The organism is Rothia sp. CCM 9416, assembly GCF_048513535.1.
Lineage (GTDB): Bacteria > Actinomycetota > Actinomycetes > Actinomycetales > Micrococcaceae > Rothia.
In genome coordinates this window covers 46,175-66,981 of sequence record NZ_JBLXXR010000012.1, presented here as the reverse complement: position 1 = coordinate 66,981, position 20,807 = coordinate 46,175, and the positions used below count along the sequence as shown (strand labels likewise).

The following is a 20,807-nucleotide window of genomic DNA, read 5'->3' as shown; positions in this document are numbered from 1 at the left end:
CATACTTGGCCAGAGCTAATTTCCTGTGAGATAATTGTTTTTTGTGTTCATACTGGGCACGCCCCTGCCGCAGGGGGAAGAGCGACCGCTAACAGTATGAGCCACCCAAGCCCCCAGAGTGGGTGAGGGTGAAACAATCTACTCGTAGACAGCATCGGTCTGGCGCCCCGGCGTCCTCAGACACTGCCTACGATTTATCAGGAATATGTTTGACCTGCGGCAGAGATATTCACGGAGAAATTCAATGCAGACTCTTGACTTCATTGACAACAAGTCACTTCGCACCGACATCCCCGAGTTCGGCCCCGGCGACACCCTCAACGTACACGTCAACATCGTTGAAGGTAACCGCAGCCGTGTCCAGGTCTTCAAGGGCTTCGTTGTTGGTCGCCAGGGTGGCGGCATCCGCGAAACCTTCACCGTTCGTAAGGTTTCCTTCGGTGTTGGCGTAGAGCGTACCTTCCCCGTACACTCTCCCGTCATCGAAAAGATTGAGGTTGTTAGCCGCGGTGACGTCCGTCGCGCCAAGCTCTACTACATGCGTGACCGCCACGGTAAGGCTGCTCGTATCCGCGAGAAGCGCGAAGCCTAAACCGACTAGGTTTCACCTTTATCAATGGATAGCGGCCTCACCGCCGAATCCAGTGAGGCAAGGCGCCAACCCTTTTTACGGGGCTGGCGCCTTGTTGCTACTGCCTCGCTCCTTGCCTTGGCGGTGCTCCTGGTTATTCGGTCTTTCTTTTATGACGTGTACTACATTCCTTCTGCCTCCATGGAACCGACCTATGAGCCCGGGGACCGGCTGATTGTTTCCAAGCAGTCCGGCCATATCGAGCGCGGTAGCGTAGTCGTTTTTGACGGCACCGGTTCTTTTTCCCCCTACCAATCCGGTAGTCCCTGGGTTCGGGATCCGCTGGGAACGGCTGGGCAGTGGCTAGGATTGGTGGGTTCAGATACGGTTTACATCAAGCGGGTGATTGGGGTGGGCGGTGACACCGTTGAATGTTGCGATTCAGAGGGCTACCTTTTGGTGAACGGCCAGCGGCTTGAGGAACCCTACCTGCCCCAGGGGGAGAGTGCTAGTGATGTGTCCTTTAGCGTGCAGGTTCCAGAGGGCAGAATCTGGCTTATGGGAGATAACAGATCTAACTCAGCTGACTCACGGGCGCTTTTGGGGGCACCTGGAGGTGGCATGGTTAGGGTGGACAAGGTGATTGGGTCCCCCGTCTATACCGTCTGGCCTTTGAACAAAATAGGGCCAAGTAGCACCACACCTGACTAAGGTGACCAAGGGCCCCTACCCAAACCGGGCTGGGCCAAGGCCTCCACCGTCCTTGCAGAATCAGCAACTAAACTAAACCAGTAAAGACGTTTTCAGCAGAAGGGTGCATGCTCATGGAGCAGCAGAACTCAGCAAACATTGATGAGACTAGCGACAGCGAGACCGCAAAGGTGAAGAAACCTAAAGGCGGTAAACGCCGCCGCGAAAACAGCGCTCTCAAAGAGTACGCCCTGATTATTCTGTACGCGGTCCTCATCGCTTTCTTGCTCAAAACCTTTGTGGTACGAGGGTTCTTCATCCCCTCCAGCTCTATGGAGGACACTCTCCAAATCAACGACCGAGTCTTTGTGAATGTGGCCGGTGAACTGTTCGGTGAGGCTGAGCGCGGCGATATCGTGGTCTTCAAAGACGCCCAGGGGTGGATGCCTGCCTCTTCTAACTCAAACCCTGTGCGCGATGCCCTAGCCTTTGTGGGCGTGATGCCAGACAGCTCATCCAACTACCTTGTGAAACGCGTTATCGGTGTCGGCGGGGATCACGTTGTGGGTACCCCAGACGGGCGTATTTTTGTCAACGGTGTCAAGATTGACGAAACCTACCTCAAGCCCGGTGTCAAACCGACCGAGGTCGCCTTTGACGTCATTGTCCCCGAACGCTCCTACTTCGTCATGGGCGATAACCGTTCCAATTCGGCTGATTCCCGCTACCACATTGAGACCGGTACAGAGTTCATCAACGATGCTGAGGTGGTTGGTGAGGTATTCGTGGTAGCTTGGCCGCTGTCCAACTTTACTTTCATCAATGGTGCCGATGACGTCTTTTCGCAGGTCCCCGATAGCGAGTAGCCAGTTGGTAGGTACAACAAGGCCAGTTGCTGACCTTTCGGTAGAGTCCTCGCTGTTTGCGCGGGGCCTTACCCTGCTAGCCGGTATGGATGAGGTAGGCCGTGGACCGCTGGCTGGGCCGGTGACGGTGGGGGTAGCTGTCATTAAGGCCGGTGCCCAGCTGAAGGTTGAGGGACTGGTTGATTCCAAGGCGCTGAGCGAGAAAAAACGCTTGGCTATGCTCCCCGAGATTCAGCAGTGGGCTGTAACCGCTGTCGGTCATGCATCACCGGCGGAGATTGACGCCCTGGGCATTACCACAGCCTTGCGCTTAGCAGGTCAGCGAGCGCTTGCCCAGGTAGCTGCCGCTGGGGCTTACCCCGATGCTATCTTGTTGGATGGCAAACATAACTGGTTGGCAGACCCGCAGAATGACCTTTTTGCTGAGCTTGACCCAGTCCAGGCACTCTACACTGACCTTGTTGCAGAAGCTTGGAAAGCTGTTCCGGGTACCCAGAACGGTTGGTTCGGGCCGGTCCAGATGGAAGTTAAGGGAGACCTCCGGTGTGCCTCCATTGCTGCCGCCTCAGTGGTAGCCAAGGTCCAACGCGACGGGCTCATGGTAGAGCTTGACCGTACTTATCCGGGCTTTGGATGGGCCAAGAATAAGGGCTATGGTTCTACCACTCACCGGGCCAGGATTAAGGAGGCCGGCCCTACACCGGTCCACCGCCTGAGCTGGTCGCTCCCAGCAACAGCAGATCAGGTGAAAGCCGCATTGCTTGAACGAGAGAAGGAGGATCGATGAGCAGTAACGAAGATTTAGAGAGCTACGAATCAGGTGCCCAGCTTGCCCTCTACGAAGAGTACAAGAATGTCGCTGAGCTCTTTACCTACATAGTGGAAACCGACCGTCGTTTTTACCTGGCTAACCAGGTACAGGTAAGACCACGAACCGCAGACGGAGCTATCTATTTTGAGGTGGAGCTTCAGGACGTGTGGGTCTGGGATGTCTTCCGTTCTTCCCGGTTTGTGAAGAATGTGAGGGTCTACTCTGTGCGTGATATCAACGTTGAGGAGCGGGCGGCTGCGGAGGAACTGGTTGTACCTCATTTGACTGATTTGGACCCCGATTTAGGGTAGTGCCTGTCTTGTTCTCATGGCCCCGGTGAGTGAGTTCCCACCGGGGCTTTGCCCTACCCGCGCTACCTACTGCTGGTGGGGTGATTGACTCTCGGGTGTGAGCACCCGAGAGGTCTGCGAGGAAATAGGCCGTCATTCTTTCACCTTTTGGTAGCTGGCTTACCTCTGTATTTGTGCATCTAGGGCGGTTTGAGTCATACACAGCGCTACTTGGGGCGAGGTAGTGGGGGTCTGCTAGGCCATGCTGAGGGTACCTGACCCTCACATGAGAAAGGCCTGGCTATGAGCTTGAGAACCCAGTCCAGTATCGCCAACAACACTAGGGTAGGGCGCTGGGGTGAAGACCTTGCGCTGCTTGTATTGGAACTTAATGGCTATAGCCTGGTGGAACGGAATTGGCGGCCACCGTCTGGCAACCTAGGGAGCTCACCGGTGGGGGAGATCGATTTGGTCATGGTTGATCCCGACATGGATCTGGTTTTTATTGAGGTTAAAACGCGGTCAGGGAGCGGATACGGCCACCCGCTAGAAGCCATTACCCGTGAGAAAGGCAACCGGCTCCGTCAGCTTGCTTATGCCTGGTGTTCGGAGCATACCGGTGATTACCGTTCCCTGCGTATTGATGCTGTTGCGGTGTGCGGCACAGCCGAGGACTTCACTTTTGAGCATGTTAAGGCGGTGCTGTAGCTGTGGCTTTTGCTCGGACGTTCTCAATAGCACTGGTCGGGGTAACAGGCCACCTGGTTGAGGTAGAGGCTGATGTGTCCGCTGCGCTTCCTGGCTTTGTACTGCTGGGTCTCCCCGATAATTCTTTGAATGAGGCTAAGGACAGGGTACGTTCTGCGGCTAAGAATTCCGGGCTTGCCCTGCCGCCGCAGAAGCTCACCGTCAATCTCACTCCGGCGACCCTGCCTAAGCGGGGATCTGCCTTTGACGTTGCCATGCTGGTAGCTGCCCTGCAAGCTGTAGGGGAGCTGAAGCCGTCTGGGCAGACTGTCTACCTGGGGGAGGTAGGTCTGGACGGGAGCCTGCGGGAGATACCCGGTATTTTGCCTGCGGTTAAGGCCGCTGTCGATGCGGGGTACCCCAAGGTTGTGGTTCCTGCCGGTAACCAGCAGGAGGCGGCGCTGGTTGCGGGGGCTGAGGTTTACGGCTACAGCTGCCTGGCCGATATCTTTGTGGAACTGGGTGCTAAGAAGCCTGAAAGTCTCAAACGGCCTCAGCTGACCAGACCCGTGCGAGAGAATGAACAAGAAACCAAGGCTTTACCTCCTGACCTGGCAGATGTTGCTGGTCAAGCCGAAGGCCGGCTGGCACTAGAAATTGCTGCGGCGGGTGGGCACCATCTGCTCCTGAATGGGCCTCCTGGCTCAGGTAAAACCATGCTTGCTGAGCGGCTGACCGGTATTCTGCCGCCGCTGGGTCCCCAAGATGCTATGGAGGTAACGGCAATTCATTCGCTGTGCTCGGGTGGGGCGGCTCGGAGTTCGTTGATGACCCTTCCTCCCTTCGAAGCGCCCCACCACAGCGCCAGCGCTCCCGCAATTCTGGGTGGTGGTGCTGGCATTCCCCGTCCCGGCTGTGTCTCTAAGGCCCACCGCGGGGTCCTCTTCCTGGACGAGGCACCTGAGTTCAAGCGGACAGTTCTTGACTCGCTCCGCCAGCCGCTGGAGAGCGGGGAGATTGTCATCGACCGCGCTGCAGCTTCTGCTCGCTACCCGGCACGTTTTCAGCTGGTAATGGCGGCTAACCCCTGCCCCTGCGGTAACAACGTGGGGCGGGGGCTGGACTGCACCTGTACCAGCAGGGAACGGAGGGCATACTTCGGTAGGCTCTCTGGCCCCTTACTCGATCGTCTTGACGTGCGTATTACCGTCCCTAAGGTGACGGCCGCTGATCTGGCGGCCAGCGGCACTTATGAGAGTTCTGCAAAGGTTCGGGACAGAGTGACACAGGCACGGGCGGCTCAGGCTGAGCGGCTTGCTCCCTACGGGTTGAGCACCAATGCTGAGACGAACGGAAAGATTCTGCGCGGGCCGCTTAAGCTCTCTGCGGCTCTCACTGCGGAGCTATCCCGGTCCATTGACCGGGGGACGCTCACCGCTCGCGGTTATGATCGGGTACTCCGAACCGCCTGGACCCTGGCCGATCTTGACGGGAGCACTAGCCCCACCCAGGACCATCTGGACCTGGCCCTGTATTTTCGCAATCTTGGTATGGAAGGCGGCGCATCATGACTGAGCACCAGGACCTCGAAAATATCCGCCGCGCAAGAGCGGAAATCATGCGGATCAGCGACCCCGAAGATACAGCAACTACCGCCCTGATCGCCCTCTGCGGGCCGCTCCTGACAGCCGATTTCTTGACCGGGCGCAGGGAGCTGACGGCCAGCTACCTGCAGGAAGAGCTGGCGCAAGCTGGCCGGGAGGACCCCCAGCTCTTTGCCTCGCTCCGTGGTCTTGTGCAAGCCCGTATGGAACGCTGGCAGGCCCGACGGGGTGGGATTAGGGTAGAGCAGGATATGACCTGGGCAAAGGCCTGCGGGGCCTGGCTCTGTGTGCCCGAAGACCCTGACTGGCCGGTGGCCCTCAATGACCTTGCCGAACGTATGCCCTTTGGGCTGTGGGGCAGAGGCGATAGAGCCTTGCTCAAGCATCTCAACCTTGCTACCAGCCAGGCCATCGTAGGCTCCAGGGATGTCAGCTCCTACGGTAACTCTGCAACCTCACACCTAACCGGTGACTCAGCCGCAGCGGGTAAGACCATCGTATCCGGGGGCGCATTTGGGGTTGACGCTCTAGCTCACCGGGTCGCCTTGAGCACCGGCGCATCAGAACTTCCTACGGTTGCCCTCATGGCAGGTGGGCTGGACCGGCTCTACCCGCGTCAAAACGCCAGTCTGCTCGAAAACATCATCGACCGTGGACTGATTCTGGGGGAAGTCCCTCTGGGCCAGAACCCCACGCGTTACCGTTTTTTGCAAAGGAACCGGCTCATTGCGGCCCTTGCCTACTGCACCGTGGTCGTAGAAGCCCGCTGGCGCAGCGGAGCCCTCAACACCGCCCACCACGCTCTAGAGCTGGGCAGGCCGGTCTACGCGGTACCCGGGCCTATCTTTTCCCCGAGCTCTGAGGGCTGCCACCGGCTGATCCGCGATGGGCTAGCCCAGCTCATCACCGATGCCACACACCTCGAAAGAGGTAGGTTGAATTTAGAAGCCCCTGAACAGGCCAGTCTGTTGAGCGAATCTGTCGATGCCCGGAAGGCGCTAATAGACAGCCTAACGGAGATTCAAGGCAGGATCTGGGACGTGCTCCCGGTCAGTAGCTACCGCCCTGTGGACGCTATCGGTGCTGAAAGCGGAATCCCAGCCCGGTCTGTCATGCTAGCGCTGACCCAGATGGAACGGCTAGGGCTAGCTCAGAGTCAGGGAAATGGCTGGCGCAAAAAGTTTGAGCAAGGGCACAAGCACTTAGGGGCTAAAATGGGGTGAACCTATGGTCGTCATATCCAGGTAAGAAAAGAGGGGGAGTAGATGGGCCCAAGCTACGAGAGCCATCAGCTGCCCACCACCCTCAAAATCGGTGCAGCCGCTATCGACGAAGATCGAGAATACATCAGGGCCCTTGAAGCCTATGAGCGCTACCTGACCTATGAATTGCACCGGTCACCCGAAACCATGAGGGCCTACCTGGCAGATCTCCGGGATTTTTTTGATTATGCCAGGAGGCACGGAACAACCCACCTCTCACATATCACCCTGGAATTGCTCCGTGGCTGGCTGGCAACCCACCACCAGAAGCAGGCGGCCAGATCGTCGATGGCACGCAGAACCTCAAGTATTCGCAGTTTCTTTCTCTGGGCAGAAGAGGAAGAACTGATAGCAACCAACCCGGCGCTTAAGCTCTCCACCCCCAAGAAAACCAGCTACCTTCCCACGGTGCTCTCAGCTCACCATATGGAAAACCTGACCCAGACCCTGCACCGTGCGCTGGGGCTAGACCCACTCAACCCCCGGCTCCTGCGCCTGAACGCGGCCGTGGAAGTCCTCTACGCAACAGGTATCCGCATCTCAGAGCTCACCGGGCTCGATCTAACCAGCATCGACCGGCAGGGCAGAACCCTGAGGGTCATCGGCAAAGGCAACAAAGAACGGGTAGTGCCGTTCGGTCCTCAGGCTATGAAAGCTCTCTCCCTCTGGGTTGCCCAGGGCAGGCCCCAGTGGCTACCGCAAGCTAGCACGGAGTACCCCCACACTCAACCAGAGCCTCAGTACGCGCTCTTCATAGGCCCCAAGGGCAAACGAGCAAATGCCCGGCAAATCAGAGCCGACCTAACCCGCTTGCTAGAAACCCTCGATAATACTGATGCCAGTGGTGCCCACATCTTCCGCCATACCGCCGCTACCCACATGGTCGACGGGGGCGCAGACATCAGAGCAGTCCAAGAGTTCCTTGGACACAGCTCCCTGGCAACCACCCAGGTCTATACCCACGTGTCCGTAGACCGGTTAGCGCAGGTCTATTCGCGTGCCCACCCCAGAGCCTAACAAGAGAACCCCACCATTCTTGCCTGCACCTTTGCACCCTCGCTTTCTGATAGCCATCAGCCACGATATAGGATAGAAAAAGCATGTTTTCAGCAACAGAGACTCAAGGATTATTTGAACCCCCCGCCCTCACCGGCGGGTTCGTGCTGTTACATGCCGTCCCCGCCGCCCTGACCAGCCATATCCGGTGGAGCATCGAAAACACCCTCAAAGCCTCCCTCAAGCTGAGCTGGGAAGCCCAACCTGCCCGCCCCGGTTACCAGCGCACCGAACTTACCTGGACCGGCCCAGCAGGCACAGCCGCCCAGCTGGCTTCAGCCCTCCGCCAATTTTCAGATACCCACTTTGAGATCACCGAACGGCCCACCGCCACCAGTAGCGCCTTACGCATCATGCATACGCCCTCACTGGGCCTCTGTACACAGCCCGTTGACGCGCAGGGCAACTTTACCGTGACTGAAGACAGAATCCGCTACGCCTTTGAGCAAGCCGCCGGTGACTATAAGGCCCTCTACGACCAGTTTGCGCTCGCACTGGGCCAAGCCTGGGACGAGGAGCTTGAGCCACTTCGTTATAGCAAGAAGACCATCAATATCGCTCATATTAGGAGCGAAGGCTAAAAACCATCTGACTTTTCTCACACACAGATGTCAGTATGCAGGTAAGGGCGTTTTGAAGATGCACAGGGGCGGTCTTCCCCTAGTTGAGAAGACCGCCCCTGGTTATTGAACCCTAGGGTTTAGTTAGTTTTCAACGCTGCGGAAAGCGGCTACGGCGTTGTGGCCGCCAAAGCCGAAGGAGTTGGAAAGAGCAACGATCTCGCCTGCAGGTAGGTTACGTGCTTCGGTAACGATATCGAGCTCAACCTGGGGATCCTTGTTCTGCAGATTGATGGTGCAGGGGGCTTTGCGGTGATGAAGAGCAAGGACGGTCAGCACTGCCTCAAGGGCGCCAGCACCACCGAGCAGGTGCCCGGTCATGGATTTGGTGGCAGAGACAGCGACCTGATCGGTGTGATCGCCAAGGACTTCGCGTAGAGCCAGGGACTCGGGAATATCGCCCACGGGGGTGGAGGTCGCGTGTGCGTTGACGTGAACAACCTGTTCGGGGCTGATGCCGCCGTCGGTTAGCGCTTCCTGGAGAGCACGGCTAGCACCGAGAGCTGCGGGGTCGGGCGCGGTGATGTGGTAGGCATCGGCTGATACACCGGTACCGGCAAGTTCAGCGTAGATACGGGCACCGCGAGCCAGCGCGTGCTCTTCAGATTCCAGGATCAGGGCGGCGCCGCCTTCACCCATGACAAAGCCGTCACGGTCGGTATCGTAGGGGCGTGAAGCGCCCTGGGGGTCGTCGTTGCGAGTAGACAGGGCCTGCATCTTGGCAAAGGCACCAATGGTCATGGGGTGGATAGCGGCTTCTGAACCACCAGCGATCACAACATCAGCCTTACCCGAACGAATCAGCATGAGGCCGATTTCAAGTGCTTCGGTCGATGAGGCACAAGCAGATACCACGGTCTGTGCTGAGCCGCGAGCCTTGAGGTTCATAGAAACTGCGGCGGCGTTAGAGTTGGGCATCAGCATGGGCACGGTCATGGGGAGCATACGGCGGGGCCCCTTTTCGCGCAGGGTGTCCCAGGCATCAAGGAGGGTCCATACGCCGCCGATACCGGTGCCGAAGGCAACCGCGGTCCGCAGCGGGTCGCACTCCTTAGCTGCTTCAGCGTCGGGGCCACTGAAGCCTGCATCCTGCCAGGCTTCACGGGCCGCGACCAGAGCGAGCTGGCCTGAGGGGTCAAGGCGCTTGGCTTCGACCTTGGTCAGACGGCCCGAATCAACAGCGGAAACTGCGACTCGACCAGCAATAGAAACGGGGAGCTCGTACTTTTCAACCCAGTCTTCTTCAATGGTGCTGATACCAGAAACACCGGCAAGGGCCTTCTCCCAGGTCGTTGGGACGTCCCCACCAATGGGGGTAGTAGCACCGAGACCGGTCACCACAACTTTACGAGTCATGTTTGAATCCTTTGAAGACGAACTAAGGGTGAAAATAATAAAAAGGAGGTTGGGCGCGGCATAAAACCGGGCCCAACCTAACGACGCTTTTTAGGCGTTGGCAATGAAGTTGACGGCATCGCCTACGGTCTTGAGGTTCTTAACCTCTTCGTCGGGGATGGTGACGCTGAACTTCTCTTCAGCGTTGACAACGATGGTCATCATTGAGATGGAGTCGATATCCAGGTCATCGGTGAAGGACTTATCCATCTGGACGTCCTCTACCTCAACGCCGGTTTCTTCGTTGACGATCTCTGCAAGACCTGCAAGGATTTCGTTCTGATCTGCCATGATGGCTCCTTTTGAGAGATGACGGCCCTATAGGCCGCTTTTGACTTTACGCACCAAGCCTTAGGGCAAGGGTGGTGGCTGGCCACGGGAGTCCCGCTTAAGCCTCAACAATGAGTGTAGCTTCTAGCCCGCGCAAAGAGACGGTGTGACGCCACTAAAATTTTGAAATAAATCTAACATTTTTCAAAATATTGCGGCAGCCTGAGTGCCGTTTTTGGTGGTACCCTGCCGATAGGAGCTAGGGAAGGACGACGACCTGGGCTGCGAAGGCTAGGCCCGCGCCGAAACCGATTTGTAGGGCAAAGGTGCCGGACAGTTGGGGGTTCTCTTGCAGAAGCTGGTGGGCGGCAAGGGGAACCGACGCGGCGGAAGTGTTTCCGGCGCATTCAATATCGCGGGCAACCTCAACAGTCTCAGGTAGTTTGAGGGTCTTGACCATCTGATCGATGATGCGCATGTTGGCTTGGTGGGTGATGAGCGCACCCAGATCATCTGCGGTAATACCTGCGGCCTCCAGTGCCTTTTGAGCAACCTTTGCCATTTCCCAGACGGCCCAGCGGAAGACAGCCTGGCCGTCCTGGCGCAGGGTGGGCCAAATCTTTTCGCCCTCCTGCACGGGGTTGGCTATAAAGTCGCGGTTGCGGATATCGAGCATGGAGTGGGTCATGCCCACTGCACCCCAACGCTCACCGTCGCTACCCCAGATGGTGGGGCCGATACCGGGAGTATCCGATGCTCCTACCACTGCGGCACCAGCACCATCACCGAGCAGGAAGGAGATGGATCGTTCGGTGTTATCGATGAAGTCTGAGAGCTTCTCAACACCGATGACCAGTACTTTATTCGCTAGGCCAGAGCGTACTAGCGCATCAGCCTGGGCAATACCGTAGCAGAAGCCTGCACAGGCGGCTGAGATGTCGTAGGCTGGCGCTTTTGACCCAACTGCATCGGCCACGATAGTAGCCAAGGAAGGAGTGGCGTAGGGGTGGGAGATGGTGGAGATGATGACAGCATCAAGCTCTTCCCCGGCAAGGCCTGAGGCTTCTAGCGCGTCCTGAGCGGCACCAATAGCTAGGTCTGCAACCGAAATCTTTTCTGAGGCACGGTGGCGGGTCTTGATGCCGGTGCGCTGAACAATCCATTCATCGGATGAGTTGATCGGCCCGGCTATATCGTCGTTGGTGACCAGGAGGTCGGGGCGGGCGGCACCGTACCCCAGAATACGGGAGTATCGGTTGGTCTCAACCTGCTGGAGAGTAGGCATGGGAGATCCTTTCGGGTGGGCTATGCGCTGAGCGCTTCTGTAAGTTCTTCAAGCTCGGCGGGGGTGTTTACCGCAGTGCTGGGGGTTCCGCGCATGGCTCGTTTAGCCAGGCCTATCAAGGTGCCAGCGGGAGAGACTTCAACGATGCGGCTTACCTGGTGGTTACCGAGAGTCTGCATGCAGAGGTCCCAGCGGACGGGGCGGGTGACCTGGGCGACCAAAGAGTCCAGGGTCTCCTGGCCACCTGCAAGAGCCTGACCGTCATAGTTAGAAAGAAGCTCAAACTGGGGCTGGGCGGGGCTGAGAGTCGCGGCAAAATCAGCCAGGGGTTCCTGGGCAGATGCCATGTAAGAAGTATGGAAAGCGCCGGCCACCTTGAGGGGAATCACCCGGGCCTTGGCCGGGGGGTTCTGAGCAAAGGTCGCAATGTTATCAAGGGAGCCAGCGGCAACAATCTGGCCGCCGCCGTTAGAGTTTGCTGCTGTCAGCCCAGCTGCTTCAATAGCTGCCCGGACGTCCGCTTCGGCGCCGCCTAGAACAGCGGCCATGCCGGTGGGAGTAGCAGCTGACGCGGCGGCCATACCGGTAGCTCGAACCTTGATAAAGCGCATGGCTTCTTCGTCGGTGAGTACACCGGCTAGGGTGCAGGCCGTAATCTCACCCACGGAGTGCCCGGCCAGAATGAGGTCCTGGCCCTTCAGCGCTGTGAGAGCCAGCCTACCGGTCACAAGGCCAGCGGCAACGATAAGGGGCTGGGCAATGGCGGTGTCTTTGATAGTTTCTTCGTCAGCTTCGGTACCGTAGTGCACCAGATCTAGGTCTGCTGCCGCTGAGAGCTGCTCTAAGTGGTCGCGAACTCCCTCCAGCTCTAGCCACTGGGATAGGAAGCCGGGTTTTTGAGAGCCCTGACCGGGGCACACCAGTGCAATCACGCGATTTACCGCCTCAGTTCTTGAAGGAGACCGGATCTTTGAAGATTACCGGTACATAATTTCAAATAACTATCCTACTCCCCAAAGCCTGGTCAGGCCCCATCTCGACCTGCATCTTCTCAAAAGCCAATAAAGTTCACACAGCCACTTACACCCTATGCAGATAAAAGGCAAGCCCCCGAGTTCCCTCGGGGGCTTGCCTGGGCCTAGGCAGTCAGAGCTATTGCCCTACTGCTTAGGCATCACCACCTGCGGTACCTGAGGTACCGGCGTTGATGTTGTTCAGATCGTACTGGGCGAATGCCTTGGCGGGCGCATCGGCGGGTACTTCGCCTCGCTTTGCCAGCATCTGCAGGGTACGGACGACAATGGACTCGGCGTCAATCTTGAAGAAGCGGCGTGCGCCTGCGCGGGTGTCGGAGAAGCCGAAGCCGTCAGTACCCAGGGTTGCGAATTCGTTGGGAACGAACTGTCGGATACCGTCCATGAGGTCGGTCTGGTAGTCAGACACGGCCACGATGGGGCCGGTTGCACCCTCAAGCTGCTTGGCAACAAAGGGAGTGCGTGGGGTGGCGGTGGGATCCTGAAGGATTTCACGCTCAGCTTCTAGGCCGTCGCGGCGCAGGTTGGTCCAGGAGGTAACTGACCAGACATCGGCGGAAACGCCCCAGTCATCGGCCAGAATCTGCTGTGCCTTCTCTGCCCAGGGAACGGCTACACCCGAAGCGAGAATCTGGGCACGGGGCCCGTCGTTCTTTGCCTCATGTAGACGGTAGATACCGCCAAGCAGGCCGTCAACATCGAGGTTCTCAGGTTCAGCGGGGTGCTGAATGGGCTCGTTGTAGACGGTGATGTAGTACATGACGTTGTGGTCTTCGTCCCCAGTGCCGTACATGTGCTCGATACCGCGCTTGACGATGTGGCCAATTTCGTAGCCGAAGGCGGGATCGTAGTGGATGACGGCGGGGTTGGTACCGGCCAGAATCGGCGAGTGGCCGTCAGCGTGCTGCAGACCTTCACCGGTCAGGGTGGTGCGGCCTGCGGTTGCACCCATAATGAAACCGCGGCTGAGCTGGTCACCGGCTGCCCAGAAGGCATCGCCGGTGCGCTGGAAGCCGAACATCGAGTAGAAGATGTAGACGGGAATCATGGGTTCGCCGTGGGTGTCGTAGGAGGTGCCGACAGCGGTGAAAGCGGCGGTGCCACCTGCTTCGTTGATACCTACGTGAATGATCTTGCCCTCGGGTGATTCCTTGTAGGCCAGCATCAGTTCACGGTCAACAGCCAGGTAGTTTTGGCCGTTGGGGTTGTAAATCTTAGCGGTGGGGAAGTAGGAGTCCATGCCGAAGGTTCGTGCCTCATCGGGGATGATGGGGACGATGCGGTGGCCGAAGTCCTTCTCACGCATGAGGTCCTTGAGCAGGCGCACAAAGGTCATGGTGGTAGCGGCCATCTGCTTACCGGTGCCCTTGAAAGCACCCTTGTAGGCCTTCTCGGAGGGCAGGGTAATCTCGGGCTGGACATTCTTACGAGCGGGGATGAAGCCACCTAGTTCCTCACGGCGGGCCATGAGGTACTTGTACTCTTCGGAGTCCTTACCGGGGTGGTAGTAAGGCGGGTTGTAGAGGTCCTTCTCCAGCTCTTCGTCAGAGATGGGGATACGCAGATGATCACGGAACTGCTTGAGGTCCTCCATGGATAGCTTCTTCATCTGGTGAGTAGCGTTGCGAGCTTCGAAGCTAGCACCCAGACCGTAGCCCTTAACGGACTGCGCCAGAATGACAGTTGGCTGGCCCTTGTGTTCCATGGCTGCCTTGAAGGCGGCGTAGACCTTCTGGTAGTCGTGGGCTCCGCGCTTCATGGCCCAGATCTCGTCGTCGGTCATATCCGCAACCAGTTCCTTGGTCTCGGGGGTCTGGCCGAAGAAGTGCTCACGAATGAAGCCACCGGACTCTGCCTTGTAGGTCTGGTAGTCACCGTCCAGGGTTTCGTTCATGATGCGAACAAGCTCACCGGACTTGTCCTTTTCGAGGAGGGCATCCCACTCACGGCCCCAGAGAACCTTGATGACGTTCCAGCCGGCACCGCGGAAGAAAGCTTCGAGTTCCTGAACGATCTTGCCGTTACCGCGAACGGGGCCGTCCAGTCGCTGCAGGTTGCAGTTAACGACGAAAGTCAGATTGTCCAGCTTGTCATTAGCGGCAAGCTGGAGAGCGCCACGCGACTCGGGCTCATCCATTTCGCCATCACCCAAGAAAGCCCAGACATGCTGCTGGGAGGTGTCCTTGATACCGCGGTTATTCAGGTACTTATTGAACTGTGCCTGGTGGATTGCGTTGAGGGGGCCAAGACCCATGGATACGGTGGGGAACTGCCAGAAGTCGGGCAGGTTCCGGGGGTGCGGGTAGGAGGGTAGGTGGGTGCCCTGCTTGGTCTTTTCCTGGCGGAAACCATCGAGTTGCTCTTCGGTGATACGGCCTTCGAGGAAGGCACGAGCGTAGTTACCGGGTGAGGAGTGGCCCTGGAAGAAGATCTGGTCGCCGCCACCGGGGTGGTTGCGTCCGCGGAAGAAGTGGTTGAAGCCTACCTCGTAGAGGGTTGCAACACCGGCATACGAGGAGATATGCCCGCCCACGCCGATGGTAGCTTTCTGGGCACGCTGAACCATGACGGCTGCGTTCCAGCGGAGGAATGCGCGGTAGCGACGTTCGATCTGCTCGTCACCGGGGTATTCAGGTTCCTGGTCTACAGGAATGGTGTTGACGTAGTCAGTGGTGGTCACCATGGGGACGGTGATTGACTTCTGGCCTGCCCGCTGCATGAGTGAGCGAACAATGAACTGCGCACGCTCGGTGCCGTGCGCTTCTACAAGGTCATCAAACGATTCGAGCCATTCGCTGGTCTCTTCGGGGTCGATGTCAGTGAAGCTATTGGTCAGTGCACTGAGAACGTGATCGTTCGTATCTGAGGGTCCCACTAGCCAACCTCTCTTTGGTGTAGGGGTCTGTGTCACCGCGGGGCCACTGTGCTGCCGATGGTGAACCTTTTGTCTTGTCTCATGTGCCAAGAGTTTTAGTCGCAGAGACAACTTCTCTTCTATGTTGTCACAAATTATCCCCTTTTAGGTCACGGTGACGTTGGTTTACCGGTGTGAAATAGCCGTCACTTAAGGTGGCTTGGGTTCAGCGCAAAATTTACCGGCAGTTTTTGGTCGTGTTCTGTTGATTTGATGGGCTGAAAAGTGTTCAGTAGGTACTGATAGCAGGGTTGTATAGCTTTGAGGGCCGTTCCACGATGCGGGCCTGGGAGCTAAGGACCCTAACGGTTTGATTTTGGAGGACGCACGTGAGTGCCACTGGTGCTGCACAAAAACTGACACTAGAAATGTTGGGCCTGCCCGAAGACGGCTTGGTTCAAGAGTTCGGTTATGACGACGACGTTGACTTTGATCTTCGAGACTCTCTAGAAGATTTGTTGGGTTCTGAGTTGCTGGATGAGGACGACCAGGAAATTGTCGACGGTGTTCTTCTGTGGTGGCGCTCTGATGATGGCGACCTGGTTGACGGGCTGATGGATGTGCTTGCCTCTATTGATGATGGGGGTGTGATTTGGTTGCTGACACCTAAATCCGGTCGTCAAGGTTATGTTTCTCCGGCAGATGTGTTGCATGCGGCTCCCTTGGCAGGGCTTAAAGTGACCACCACTGAGTCCTTGGCTCAGGAATGGACTGCTACCCGTCTGATTTCCCACCAGGGCAAGTAAAGTGTGAGTATCGAAGGGCCTCTAGTAAGGGGCCCTTCGGCTTTCTGGGGAGCGCTTGGAAAATTTTTTGGAATTTTTTTACCCTGAATATATTCCCATGTCAGGGCAGTATAATGCGGGGTTTTTGGGTAAAAATGGGCAAAAAATGACCTAAAAATGGTCAGGTGAACCCCTTTTCGATTTGCACAGCCCTTTAGGACTGCGTAGAGTATTACCTGTCGCCGCGAGAGATAAGGCGGAAGACACATGGGTCTTTAGCTCAGCTGGTAGAGCGCCACGTTTACACCGTGGATGTCATCGGTTCGATCCCGGTAGGACCCACCAAGAAGCCCCGCACCCTGTGCGGGGTTTTTCTTTTATTAAGATTTATCAGGGGCTAAAAGCTCACTCACCTGATGAGCCGCCCTGACACCTCGTGTCCCTAGGTGACGGAAGAAAGCCATGAATCGTAACTTTAAACCCAGAAACTTTACAGCAGTCTTTCTGTCAGCCACCTGGTTGGCAATTTCCCTCTTCTTCATAGGGCAAGGCACTCTCGTAACCCTCTGGTCAATCTTCGCTGTAGTTGCCCTAGTAATTGGCGCTGCTGCCGTCTGGGTCCTCTTTAAGGACACCTATAACAGCTAGCTGATTAGAGGCTGGGGGAGTGCCCCCGCTCCCTCCCAATATGTGAAAGTTTTATTTGTCTCAGTCGGCCTGTAAATACAAAAGACAGTAACCGGCGTAGTCTTTAAGACATGACTAAAAATAAGACTGCACAGAAGGCGCAGATTGGCGTAACCGGCCTGGCTGTTATGGGCGCTAACCTAGCCCGAAACCTAGCCCGCAACGGCTACACCGTTGCCCTCCACAACCGCTCTGTTGAAAAAACCGATGCACTCCTTAAAGCCCACGGTTCAGAAGGTGACTTTATCCGCACCGAGACGCTCCAGGAACTGGTTGACTCCCTGGAGTCGCCCCGCCAGATTCTGATCATGGTCAAGGCCGGCGGTCCCGTTGATTCCGTCATTGACCAGCTGGTACCCCTTCTCGATGAAGGCGACGTCATTATCGACGGCGGTAACTCCCACTTCCCCGACACCATCCGCCGCGAACGCGCACTGGCTGAAAAGGGACTGCACTTTGTCGGTATCGGCGTCTCAGGTGGCGAAGAGGGCGCCCTGAAGGGTCCCTCCATCATGCCCGGCGGCTCCGCCAAGGCCTACGAATCCCTCGGCCCCCTGCTCGAAAAGATTTCCGCCAAGGCACCCAACGGCGACCCCTGTTGCGCATGGATTTCCACCGACGGCGCCGGTCACTTCGTCAAAATGGTTCACAACGGCATCGAATACGCAGACATGCAGGTTATCGGCGAAGCCTACGACCTGCTCCGCACCGTTGCCGGAGTAGAGCCCGCCGAGCAGGCCGAAATCTTTAAGCGTTGGAACACCACGGACCTGAACTCCTACCTCATCGAAATCACCGCTGAGGTTCTGGCCCAGGTCGACGCCAAGACCGGCAAGCCTCTCGTTGATGTCATCACAGACCAAGCAGGCCAGAAAGGTACCGGTCTCTGGACTGTTCAGGCCGCACTCGACCTCGGCTCACCCGTCTCAGGCATCGCTGAGTCAGTCTTCGCCCGTGCGCTGTCTTCATCAAACCCCGCCGCTCGCACCCAGGCACAGGCAGAATTGCCCGCAGGCCTGATTGCGGCCACCGCGGTAGCCGCTGGCGATGAGGAATTTATCGAGGACGTCCGCAAGGCACTCTTCGCCTCCAAGCTCGTCTCCTACGCCCAGGGCCTCGACATGCTGACCAAGGCAAGTAAGGAATACGGCTGGGATCTCAAGCTCGATGTTATCGCCGGTCTCTGGCGCGCAGGCTGCATCATCCGCGCTGAACTGCTCGGTGTCATTATGGACGCCTATAAGGACCAAACCCCTGCCAACATGCTGCTGGCTCCCGGCTTCAAGAAGCTGCTGGAAGACCTGGTTCCCTCATGGCGCCGCGTTGTGGCCAAGGCTACTGCAGAGGGAGTTCCCGTCCCCGTGTTTGCATCCTCATTGAGCTACTACGACGGCCTACGCCGCAAGCGCCTGCCCGCTGCCCTGATTCAGGGTCAGCGTGACTTCTTCGGGGCCCACACCTACGGTCGCGTTGATGCTGAGGGCATGTGGCACACCGAGTGGAGTGGTGACCGTAGCGAGATTAACGCCGAGGACTCCCACACCCACTAGGGTTTGCGCTTGGCAGGTTTCATGCGCTTCCGTGCCGGCCAAGATCCCAAAAGGCCAGCCACGCATCAGCTGGCCGGGCAGGTTAGTGGGTGAGCTTGACCAGTACTAAATATCAAGAAGCCCTACTCCTTTACCGGGTAGGGCTTCTTTCTTAGTATTTAGATCCACATGGTGGGGTCTACATACTCCACCGCATCAACCAGGGGCTTCTTAGCGTCGGGGGTTCGGGGTCGTGAACGCGCCGGAATGCCGGTAATAATCGAATCAGCCGGGTGGTCATGCACAACCACCGAGTTACCGCCGATTGCTGAGTCAGGGCCAATCAGTACCGGCCCTAGAACCTTAGCACCGGCGCCCACCGTCACTCGGTCACCAATGGTGGGGTGGCGTTTCCCCTTCTCCAAGGAACGGCCGCCCAGGGTCACACCGTGGTACAGCATGACATCGTCACCGATTTCCGTAGTCTCACCAATCACCACGCCCATACCGTGATCTATAAAGAACCTACGGCCAATAGTTGCGCCCGGGTGAATCTCAACCCCGGTCAAAAACCGTGCGAACTGGCTAAGCGTACGCGCCAAACTCTTGGTCGATTCACCTTGCCATAGCTTATGGGCAAGTCGGTGAGCCCAAATAGCGTGCATCCCCGAATAGTTAATGAGGATTTCCAGGTGGCCGCGGGCTGCGGGGTCATGGGTACGCACTGTCTCAAGATCTTCTCTCAGTCTTGACCAGAAACTCATAGGCCTTCCCTTCCTGTGACTCGCACGCCACTTTCATGTTGAACTCTTTAACGCTCAGGTAGCCCAGCATATTCCGGTAGGCCCCAAAAAATAACTGGGATCGACTCTCTGCTACCTGGAGGGCCCGGCGTAATGCACAAAAAAGAGGTGCCCCCTAACCGTAGCAAAGGGGCACCTGGTAGCCGTGCAAAAAGTCTCGTCTTAGCCGCGAATATCCTCGTAGAGCAGAGTTGAAATGTAGCGTTCACCAAAGTCAGGAACAACAGCTACAATCAGCTTGCCAGAATTTTCGCTCTTCTTCGCCTCTTCAAGAGCAGCCCAAACAGCCGCACCGGAGGAGATACCACCCAGGATACCTTCCTTGGTGCCCAGCTCCCGTGCAGTGCTGACAGCATCTTCGATAGTCGCATCAGCAACTGCATCGTAGATCTCACGGTCGAGGGTATCGGGAACAAAGTTAGCGCCCAAGCCCTGAATCTTATGGGGGCCAGCCTTACCCCCAGTCAGCAGCGGAGAATCCTTAGGCTCAACAGCAACAACCTTGACCTTAGGGTTCTGCTCCTTGAGGAACTTGCCAGCACCTGAGACGGTGCCGCCGGTACCCACACCGGCAACAAAGATATCAACCTTACCCTCGGTAGCTTCCCAGATCTCGGGGCCGGTGGTCTTATAGTGAATCTCAGGGTTAGCCTCGTTGGAGAACTGCGAGGCAAGAATAGCATTCTCTGTGGAAGCCACAATCTCCTTTGCCTTCTCCACAGCACCGCGCATACCCTCTGAGCCGGGGGTCAGGACAATTTCGGCACCGTAGGCACGCAACATGACACGACGCTCGTTGCTCATGGTCTCGGGCATGGTCAGAATCACCTTGTAACCGCGTGCGGCACCGACCATAGCCAGAGCGATACCGGTGTTACCCGAGGTACCTTCGACAATGGTGCCACCGGGCTTGAGTACACCCGCCTTTTCGGCGGCATCAATAATAGCTACGCCGATACGATCCTTGACCGAGTTAGCGGGGTTATAGAATTCCAGCTTGACGGCCACATTCCCCGGCAGGTCAGCATCGAGACGGTTCAGACGCACAATCGGGGTGCGGCCTACGACCTCGGTGATGTTCTTGTAAAGCTGAGTCATGAGGCAAGCCTTTCAAATAAGTCAATGAATTCGCTCCCTAGTCTACGAGAGCACAGGCAAGAGCTTTACCCTTTAAGAAACCTAGCGTAACTTTTCCTTGCCGCAGCAAGTTTTGGGTTAATCACGGCCATGCAGTAGCCCTGGTAAGGGTTGAGCGCATAGTAATTCTGGTGGTAGTCCTCAGCCTCGTAGAAAGTTTCTAGCGGCTGGACAAGGGTCACGATGGGGGAGTCCCACAGGTTCTGGGCTCGACGAACAGCATCTTGAAAAAGGTTCTTCTCCTCTTCAGAGGCATAGAAGAGAGCGGAACGGTACTGGCTGCCTGCATCGGCCCCCTGACGGTCCCAACTGGTGGGATCGTGCGAGGCAAAGAAAATATCGAGAACGGTTTCCTCCGGGATTACCGTCTCATCAAACTCTACCTTGACCACCTCCACATGCCCTGTTAGCCCTGAACAGACCTCCCGGTAGGTGGGATCAGGGGATGTGCCCCCGGTGTACCCGCAGATACTGGCGGTAATTCCCTTAAACTGGCGAAAAACGGCGTCAATGCACCAGAAGCACCCGCCGCCTACAACAAAACTTTTCATACTCTCCTCAACTGCTCACA

21 protein-coding genes and 1 tRNA gene are annotated in these 20,807 nt (G+C 57.3%); 14 read left to right on the top strand and 8 right to left on the bottom strand.

All coding sequences use genetic code 11. From position 1 onward, the window contains the following. Positions 1-244 precede the first annotated feature (244 nt). From rplS to ACN080_RS06390, 10 genes are all read left to right on the top strand, one after another. Positions 245-592 (top strand): 50S ribosomal protein L19, encoded by a 348-nt coding sequence (gene rplS, locus ACN080_RS06435; RefSeq protein WP_419099516.1) that lies wholly within the window; start codon positions 245-247, stop codon positions 590-592. A 24-nt stretch (positions 593-616) separates the two neighbouring features. After that, on the top strand, positions 617-1,282 hold the full coding sequence (lepB, locus tag ACN080_RS06430) for a signal peptidase I (RefSeq protein WP_419104699.1): 666 nt from the start codon (positions 617-619) through the stop codon (positions 1,280-1,282). A gap of 113 nt (positions 1,283-1,395) precedes the next feature. Further along, a complete protein-coding gene (gene lepB / locus ACN080_RS06425; protein WP_419099518.1) occupies positions 1,396-2,127 on the top strand; it encodes a signal peptidase I in 732 nt (243 codons plus the stop codon). Between the two features lie 4 nt (positions 2,128-2,131). After that, the gene (locus ACN080_RS06420; protein WP_419104701.1) at positions 2,132-2,914 is read left to right on the top strand and encodes a ribonuclease HII; all 783 of its coding nucleotides are present in this window, start codon (positions 2,132-2,134) and stop codon (positions 2,912-2,914) included. Continuing rightward, positions 2,911-3,249 carry a DUF2469 family protein gene (locus ACN080_RS06415; RefSeq protein WP_419099520.1) on the top strand — a complete coding sequence of 113 codons (339 nt, stop codon included), beginning with the start codon at positions 2,911-2,913 and terminating at the stop codon, positions 3,247-3,249. Before ACN080_RS06420 ends, ACN080_RS06415 begins: the two co-directional genes overlap by 4 nt. Before the next feature lie 282 nt (positions 3,250-3,531). Further along, a complete protein-coding gene (locus ACN080_RS06410) occupies positions 3,532-3,936 on the top strand; it encodes a YraN family protein (protein WP_419113327.1) in 405 nt (134 codons plus the stop codon). A gap of 2 nt (positions 3,937-3,938) precedes the next feature. Continuing rightward, positions 3,939-5,486, top strand: coding sequence for a YifB family Mg chelatase-like AAA ATPase (locus tag ACN080_RS06405; RefSeq protein ID WP_419104702.1), 1,548 nt, complete (start codon positions 3,939-3,941; stop codon positions 5,484-5,486). Further along, positions 5,483-6,742, top strand: coding sequence for a DNA-processing protein DprA (dprA, locus tag ACN080_RS06400; protein WP_419113326.1), 1,260 nt, complete (start codon positions 5,483-5,485; stop codon positions 6,740-6,742). Before ACN080_RS06405 ends, dprA begins: the two co-directional genes overlap by 4 nt. Before the next feature lie 42 nt (positions 6,743-6,784). Further along, positions 6,785-7,798 carry a tyrosine recombinase XerC gene (locus tag ACN080_RS06395; protein WP_419113325.1) on the top strand — a complete coding sequence of 338 codons (1,014 nt, stop codon included), beginning with the start codon at positions 6,785-6,787 and terminating at the stop codon, positions 7,796-7,798. Positions 7,799-7,881: 83 nt separating this feature from the next. Then, complete coding sequence (locus ACN080_RS06390) at positions 7,882-8,418, top strand: DUF3145 family protein (protein WP_419113324.1); 537 nt, start codon at positions 7,882-7,884, stop codon at positions 8,416-8,418. Between the two features lie 123 nt (positions 8,419-8,541). Here ACN080_RS06390 and fabF read toward each other — a convergent pair whose 3' ends face one another. From fabF to aceE, 5 genes are all read right to left on the bottom strand, one after another. Then, positions 8,542-9,813 (bottom strand): beta-ketoacyl-ACP synthase II, encoded by a 1,272-nt coding sequence (fabF, locus tag ACN080_RS06385; protein ID WP_419110327.1) that lies wholly within the window; start codon positions 9,811-9,813, stop codon positions 8,542-8,544. 90 nt (positions 9,814-9,903) lie between these two features. After that, positions 9,904-10,143: an acyl carrier protein gene (locus ACN080_RS06380; protein WP_419099527.1), complete on the bottom strand. Its 240-nt coding sequence runs from the start codon at positions 10,141-10,143 to the stop codon at positions 9,904-9,906. Between the two features lie 238 nt (positions 10,144-10,381). Continuing rightward, positions 10,382-11,407 (bottom strand): beta-ketoacyl-ACP synthase III, encoded by a 1,026-nt coding sequence (locus tag ACN080_RS06375; RefSeq protein WP_419104707.1) that lies wholly within the window; start codon positions 11,405-11,407, stop codon positions 10,382-10,384. 20 nt (positions 11,408-11,427) lie between these two features. Next, positions 11,428-12,339 (bottom strand): ACP S-malonyltransferase, encoded by a 912-nt coding sequence (locus ACN080_RS06370; protein ID WP_419113323.1) that lies wholly within the window; start codon positions 12,337-12,339, stop codon positions 11,428-11,430. A gap of 235 nt (positions 12,340-12,574) precedes the next feature. Further along, positions 12,575-15,316, bottom strand: a complete 2,742-nt coding sequence (aceE, locus tag ACN080_RS06365; protein ID WP_419113322.1) for a pyruvate dehydrogenase (acetyl-transferring), homodimeric type — start codon at positions 15,314-15,316, stop codon at positions 12,575-12,577. A 368-nt stretch (positions 15,317-15,684) separates the two neighbouring features. Here aceE and ACN080_RS06360 point away from each other — a divergent pair, with 368 nt between their 5' ends. From ACN080_RS06360 to gndA, 4 genes are all read left to right on the top strand, one after another. Further along, positions 15,685-16,101 carry a DUF3052 domain-containing protein gene (locus tag ACN080_RS06360; protein WP_419099531.1) on the top strand — a complete coding sequence of 139 codons (417 nt, stop codon included), beginning with the start codon at positions 15,685-15,687 and terminating at the stop codon, positions 16,099-16,101. Positions 16,102-16,349: 248 nt separating this feature from the next. After that, positions 16,350-16,425, top strand: a tRNA-Val gene (locus tag ACN080_RS06355). Between the two features lie 117 nt (positions 16,426-16,542). After that, entirely contained in the window at positions 16,543-16,728 is a 186-nt protein-coding gene (locus tag ACN080_RS06350; protein ID WP_419099532.1) for a hypothetical protein, read from the top strand. 110 nt (positions 16,729-16,838) lie between these two features. Next, positions 16,839-18,317, top strand: a complete 1,479-nt coding sequence (gndA, locus tag ACN080_RS06345) for an NADP-dependent phosphogluconate dehydrogenase (RefSeq protein WP_419113321.1) — start codon at positions 16,839-16,841, stop codon at positions 18,315-18,317. 158 nt (positions 18,318-18,475) lie between these two features. Here gndA and epsC read toward each other — a convergent pair whose 3' ends face one another. The 3 genes from epsC to msrA form a co-directional block, all read right to left on the bottom strand. After that, positions 18,476-19,060 carry a serine O-acetyltransferase EpsC gene (epsC, locus tag ACN080_RS06340; RefSeq protein ID WP_419113320.1) on the bottom strand — a complete coding sequence of 195 codons (585 nt, stop codon included), beginning with the start codon at positions 19,058-19,060 and terminating at the stop codon, positions 18,476-18,478. Positions 19,061-19,261: 201 nt separating this feature from the next. Next, the gene (cysK, locus tag ACN080_RS06335; RefSeq protein WP_419104711.1) at positions 19,262-20,197 is read right to left on the bottom strand and encodes a cysteine synthase A; all 936 of its coding nucleotides are present in this window, start codon (positions 20,195-20,197) and stop codon (positions 19,262-19,264) included. Positions 20,198-20,262: 65 nt separating this feature from the next. Next, positions 20,263-20,787 (bottom strand): peptide-methionine (S)-S-oxide reductase MsrA, encoded by a 525-nt coding sequence (gene msrA, locus ACN080_RS06330; RefSeq protein WP_419099536.1) that lies wholly within the window; start codon positions 20,785-20,787, stop codon positions 20,263-20,265. Positions 20,788-20,807: the final 20 nt, after the last annotated feature.

What these genes read in the sequence shown, in the direction of transcription:
- cysK (WP_419104711.1), bottom strand. Translation starts at nt 20,197, where the DNA reads ATGACTCAGCTTTACAAGAACATCACCGAGGTCGTAGGCCGCACCCCG.
- msrA (WP_419099536.1), bottom strand. Translation starts at nt 20,787, where the DNA reads ATGAAAAGTTTTGTTGTAGGCGGCGGGTGCTTCTGGTGCATTGACGCC.
- dprA (WP_419113326.1), top strand. Translation starts at nt 5,483, where the DNA reads ATGACTGAGCACCAGGACCTCGAAAATATCCGCCGCGCAAGAGCGGAA.
- lepB (WP_419099518.1), top strand. Translation starts at nt 1,396, where the DNA reads ATGGAGCAGCAGAACTCAGCAAACATTGATGAGACTAGCGACAGCGAG.
- ACN080_RS06350 (WP_419099532.1), top strand. Translation starts at nt 16,543, where the DNA reads ATGAATCGTAACTTTAAACCCAGAAACTTTACAGCAGTCTTTCTGTCA.
- ACN080_RS06390 (WP_419113324.1), top strand. Translation starts at nt 7,882, where the DNA reads ATGTTTTCAGCAACAGAGACTCAAGGATTATTTGAACCCCCCGCCCTC.
- ACN080_RS06415 (WP_419099520.1), top strand. Translation starts at nt 2,911, where the DNA reads ATGAGCAGTAACGAAGATTTAGAGAGCTACGAATCAGGTGCCCAGCTT.
- ACN080_RS06375 (WP_419104707.1), bottom strand. Translation starts at nt 11,407, where the DNA reads ATGCCTACTCTCCAGCAGGTTGAGACCAACCGATACTCCCGTATTCTG.
- ACN080_RS06395 (WP_419113325.1), top strand. Translation starts at nt 6,785, where the DNA reads ATGGGCCCAAGCTACGAGAGCCATCAGCTGCCCACCACCCTCAAAATC.
- ACN080_RS06410 (WP_419113327.1), top strand. Translation starts at nt 3,532, where the DNA reads ATGAGCTTGAGAACCCAGTCCAGTATCGCCAACAACACTAGGGTAGGG.
- rplS (WP_419099516.1), top strand. Translation starts at nt 245, where the DNA reads ATGCAGACTCTTGACTTCATTGACAACAAGTCACTTCGCACCGACATC.
- lepB (WP_419104699.1), top strand. Translation starts at nt 617, where the DNA reads ATGGATAGCGGCCTCACCGCCGAATCCAGTGAGGCAAGGCGCCAACCC.
- ACN080_RS06380 (WP_419099527.1), bottom strand. Translation starts at nt 10,143, where the DNA reads ATGGCAGATCAGAACGAAATCCTTGCAGGTCTTGCAGAGATCGTCAAC.
- epsC (WP_419113320.1), bottom strand. Translation starts at nt 19,060, where the DNA reads ATGAGTTTCTGGTCAAGACTGAGAGAAGATCTTGAGACAGTGCGTACC.
- gndA (WP_419113321.1), top strand. Translation starts at nt 16,839, where the DNA reads ATGACTAAAAATAAGACTGCACAGAAGGCGCAGATTGGCGTAACCGGC.
- fabF (WP_419110327.1), bottom strand. Translation starts at nt 9,813, where the DNA reads ATGACTCGTAAAGTTGTGGTGACCGGTCTCGGTGCTACTACCCCCATT.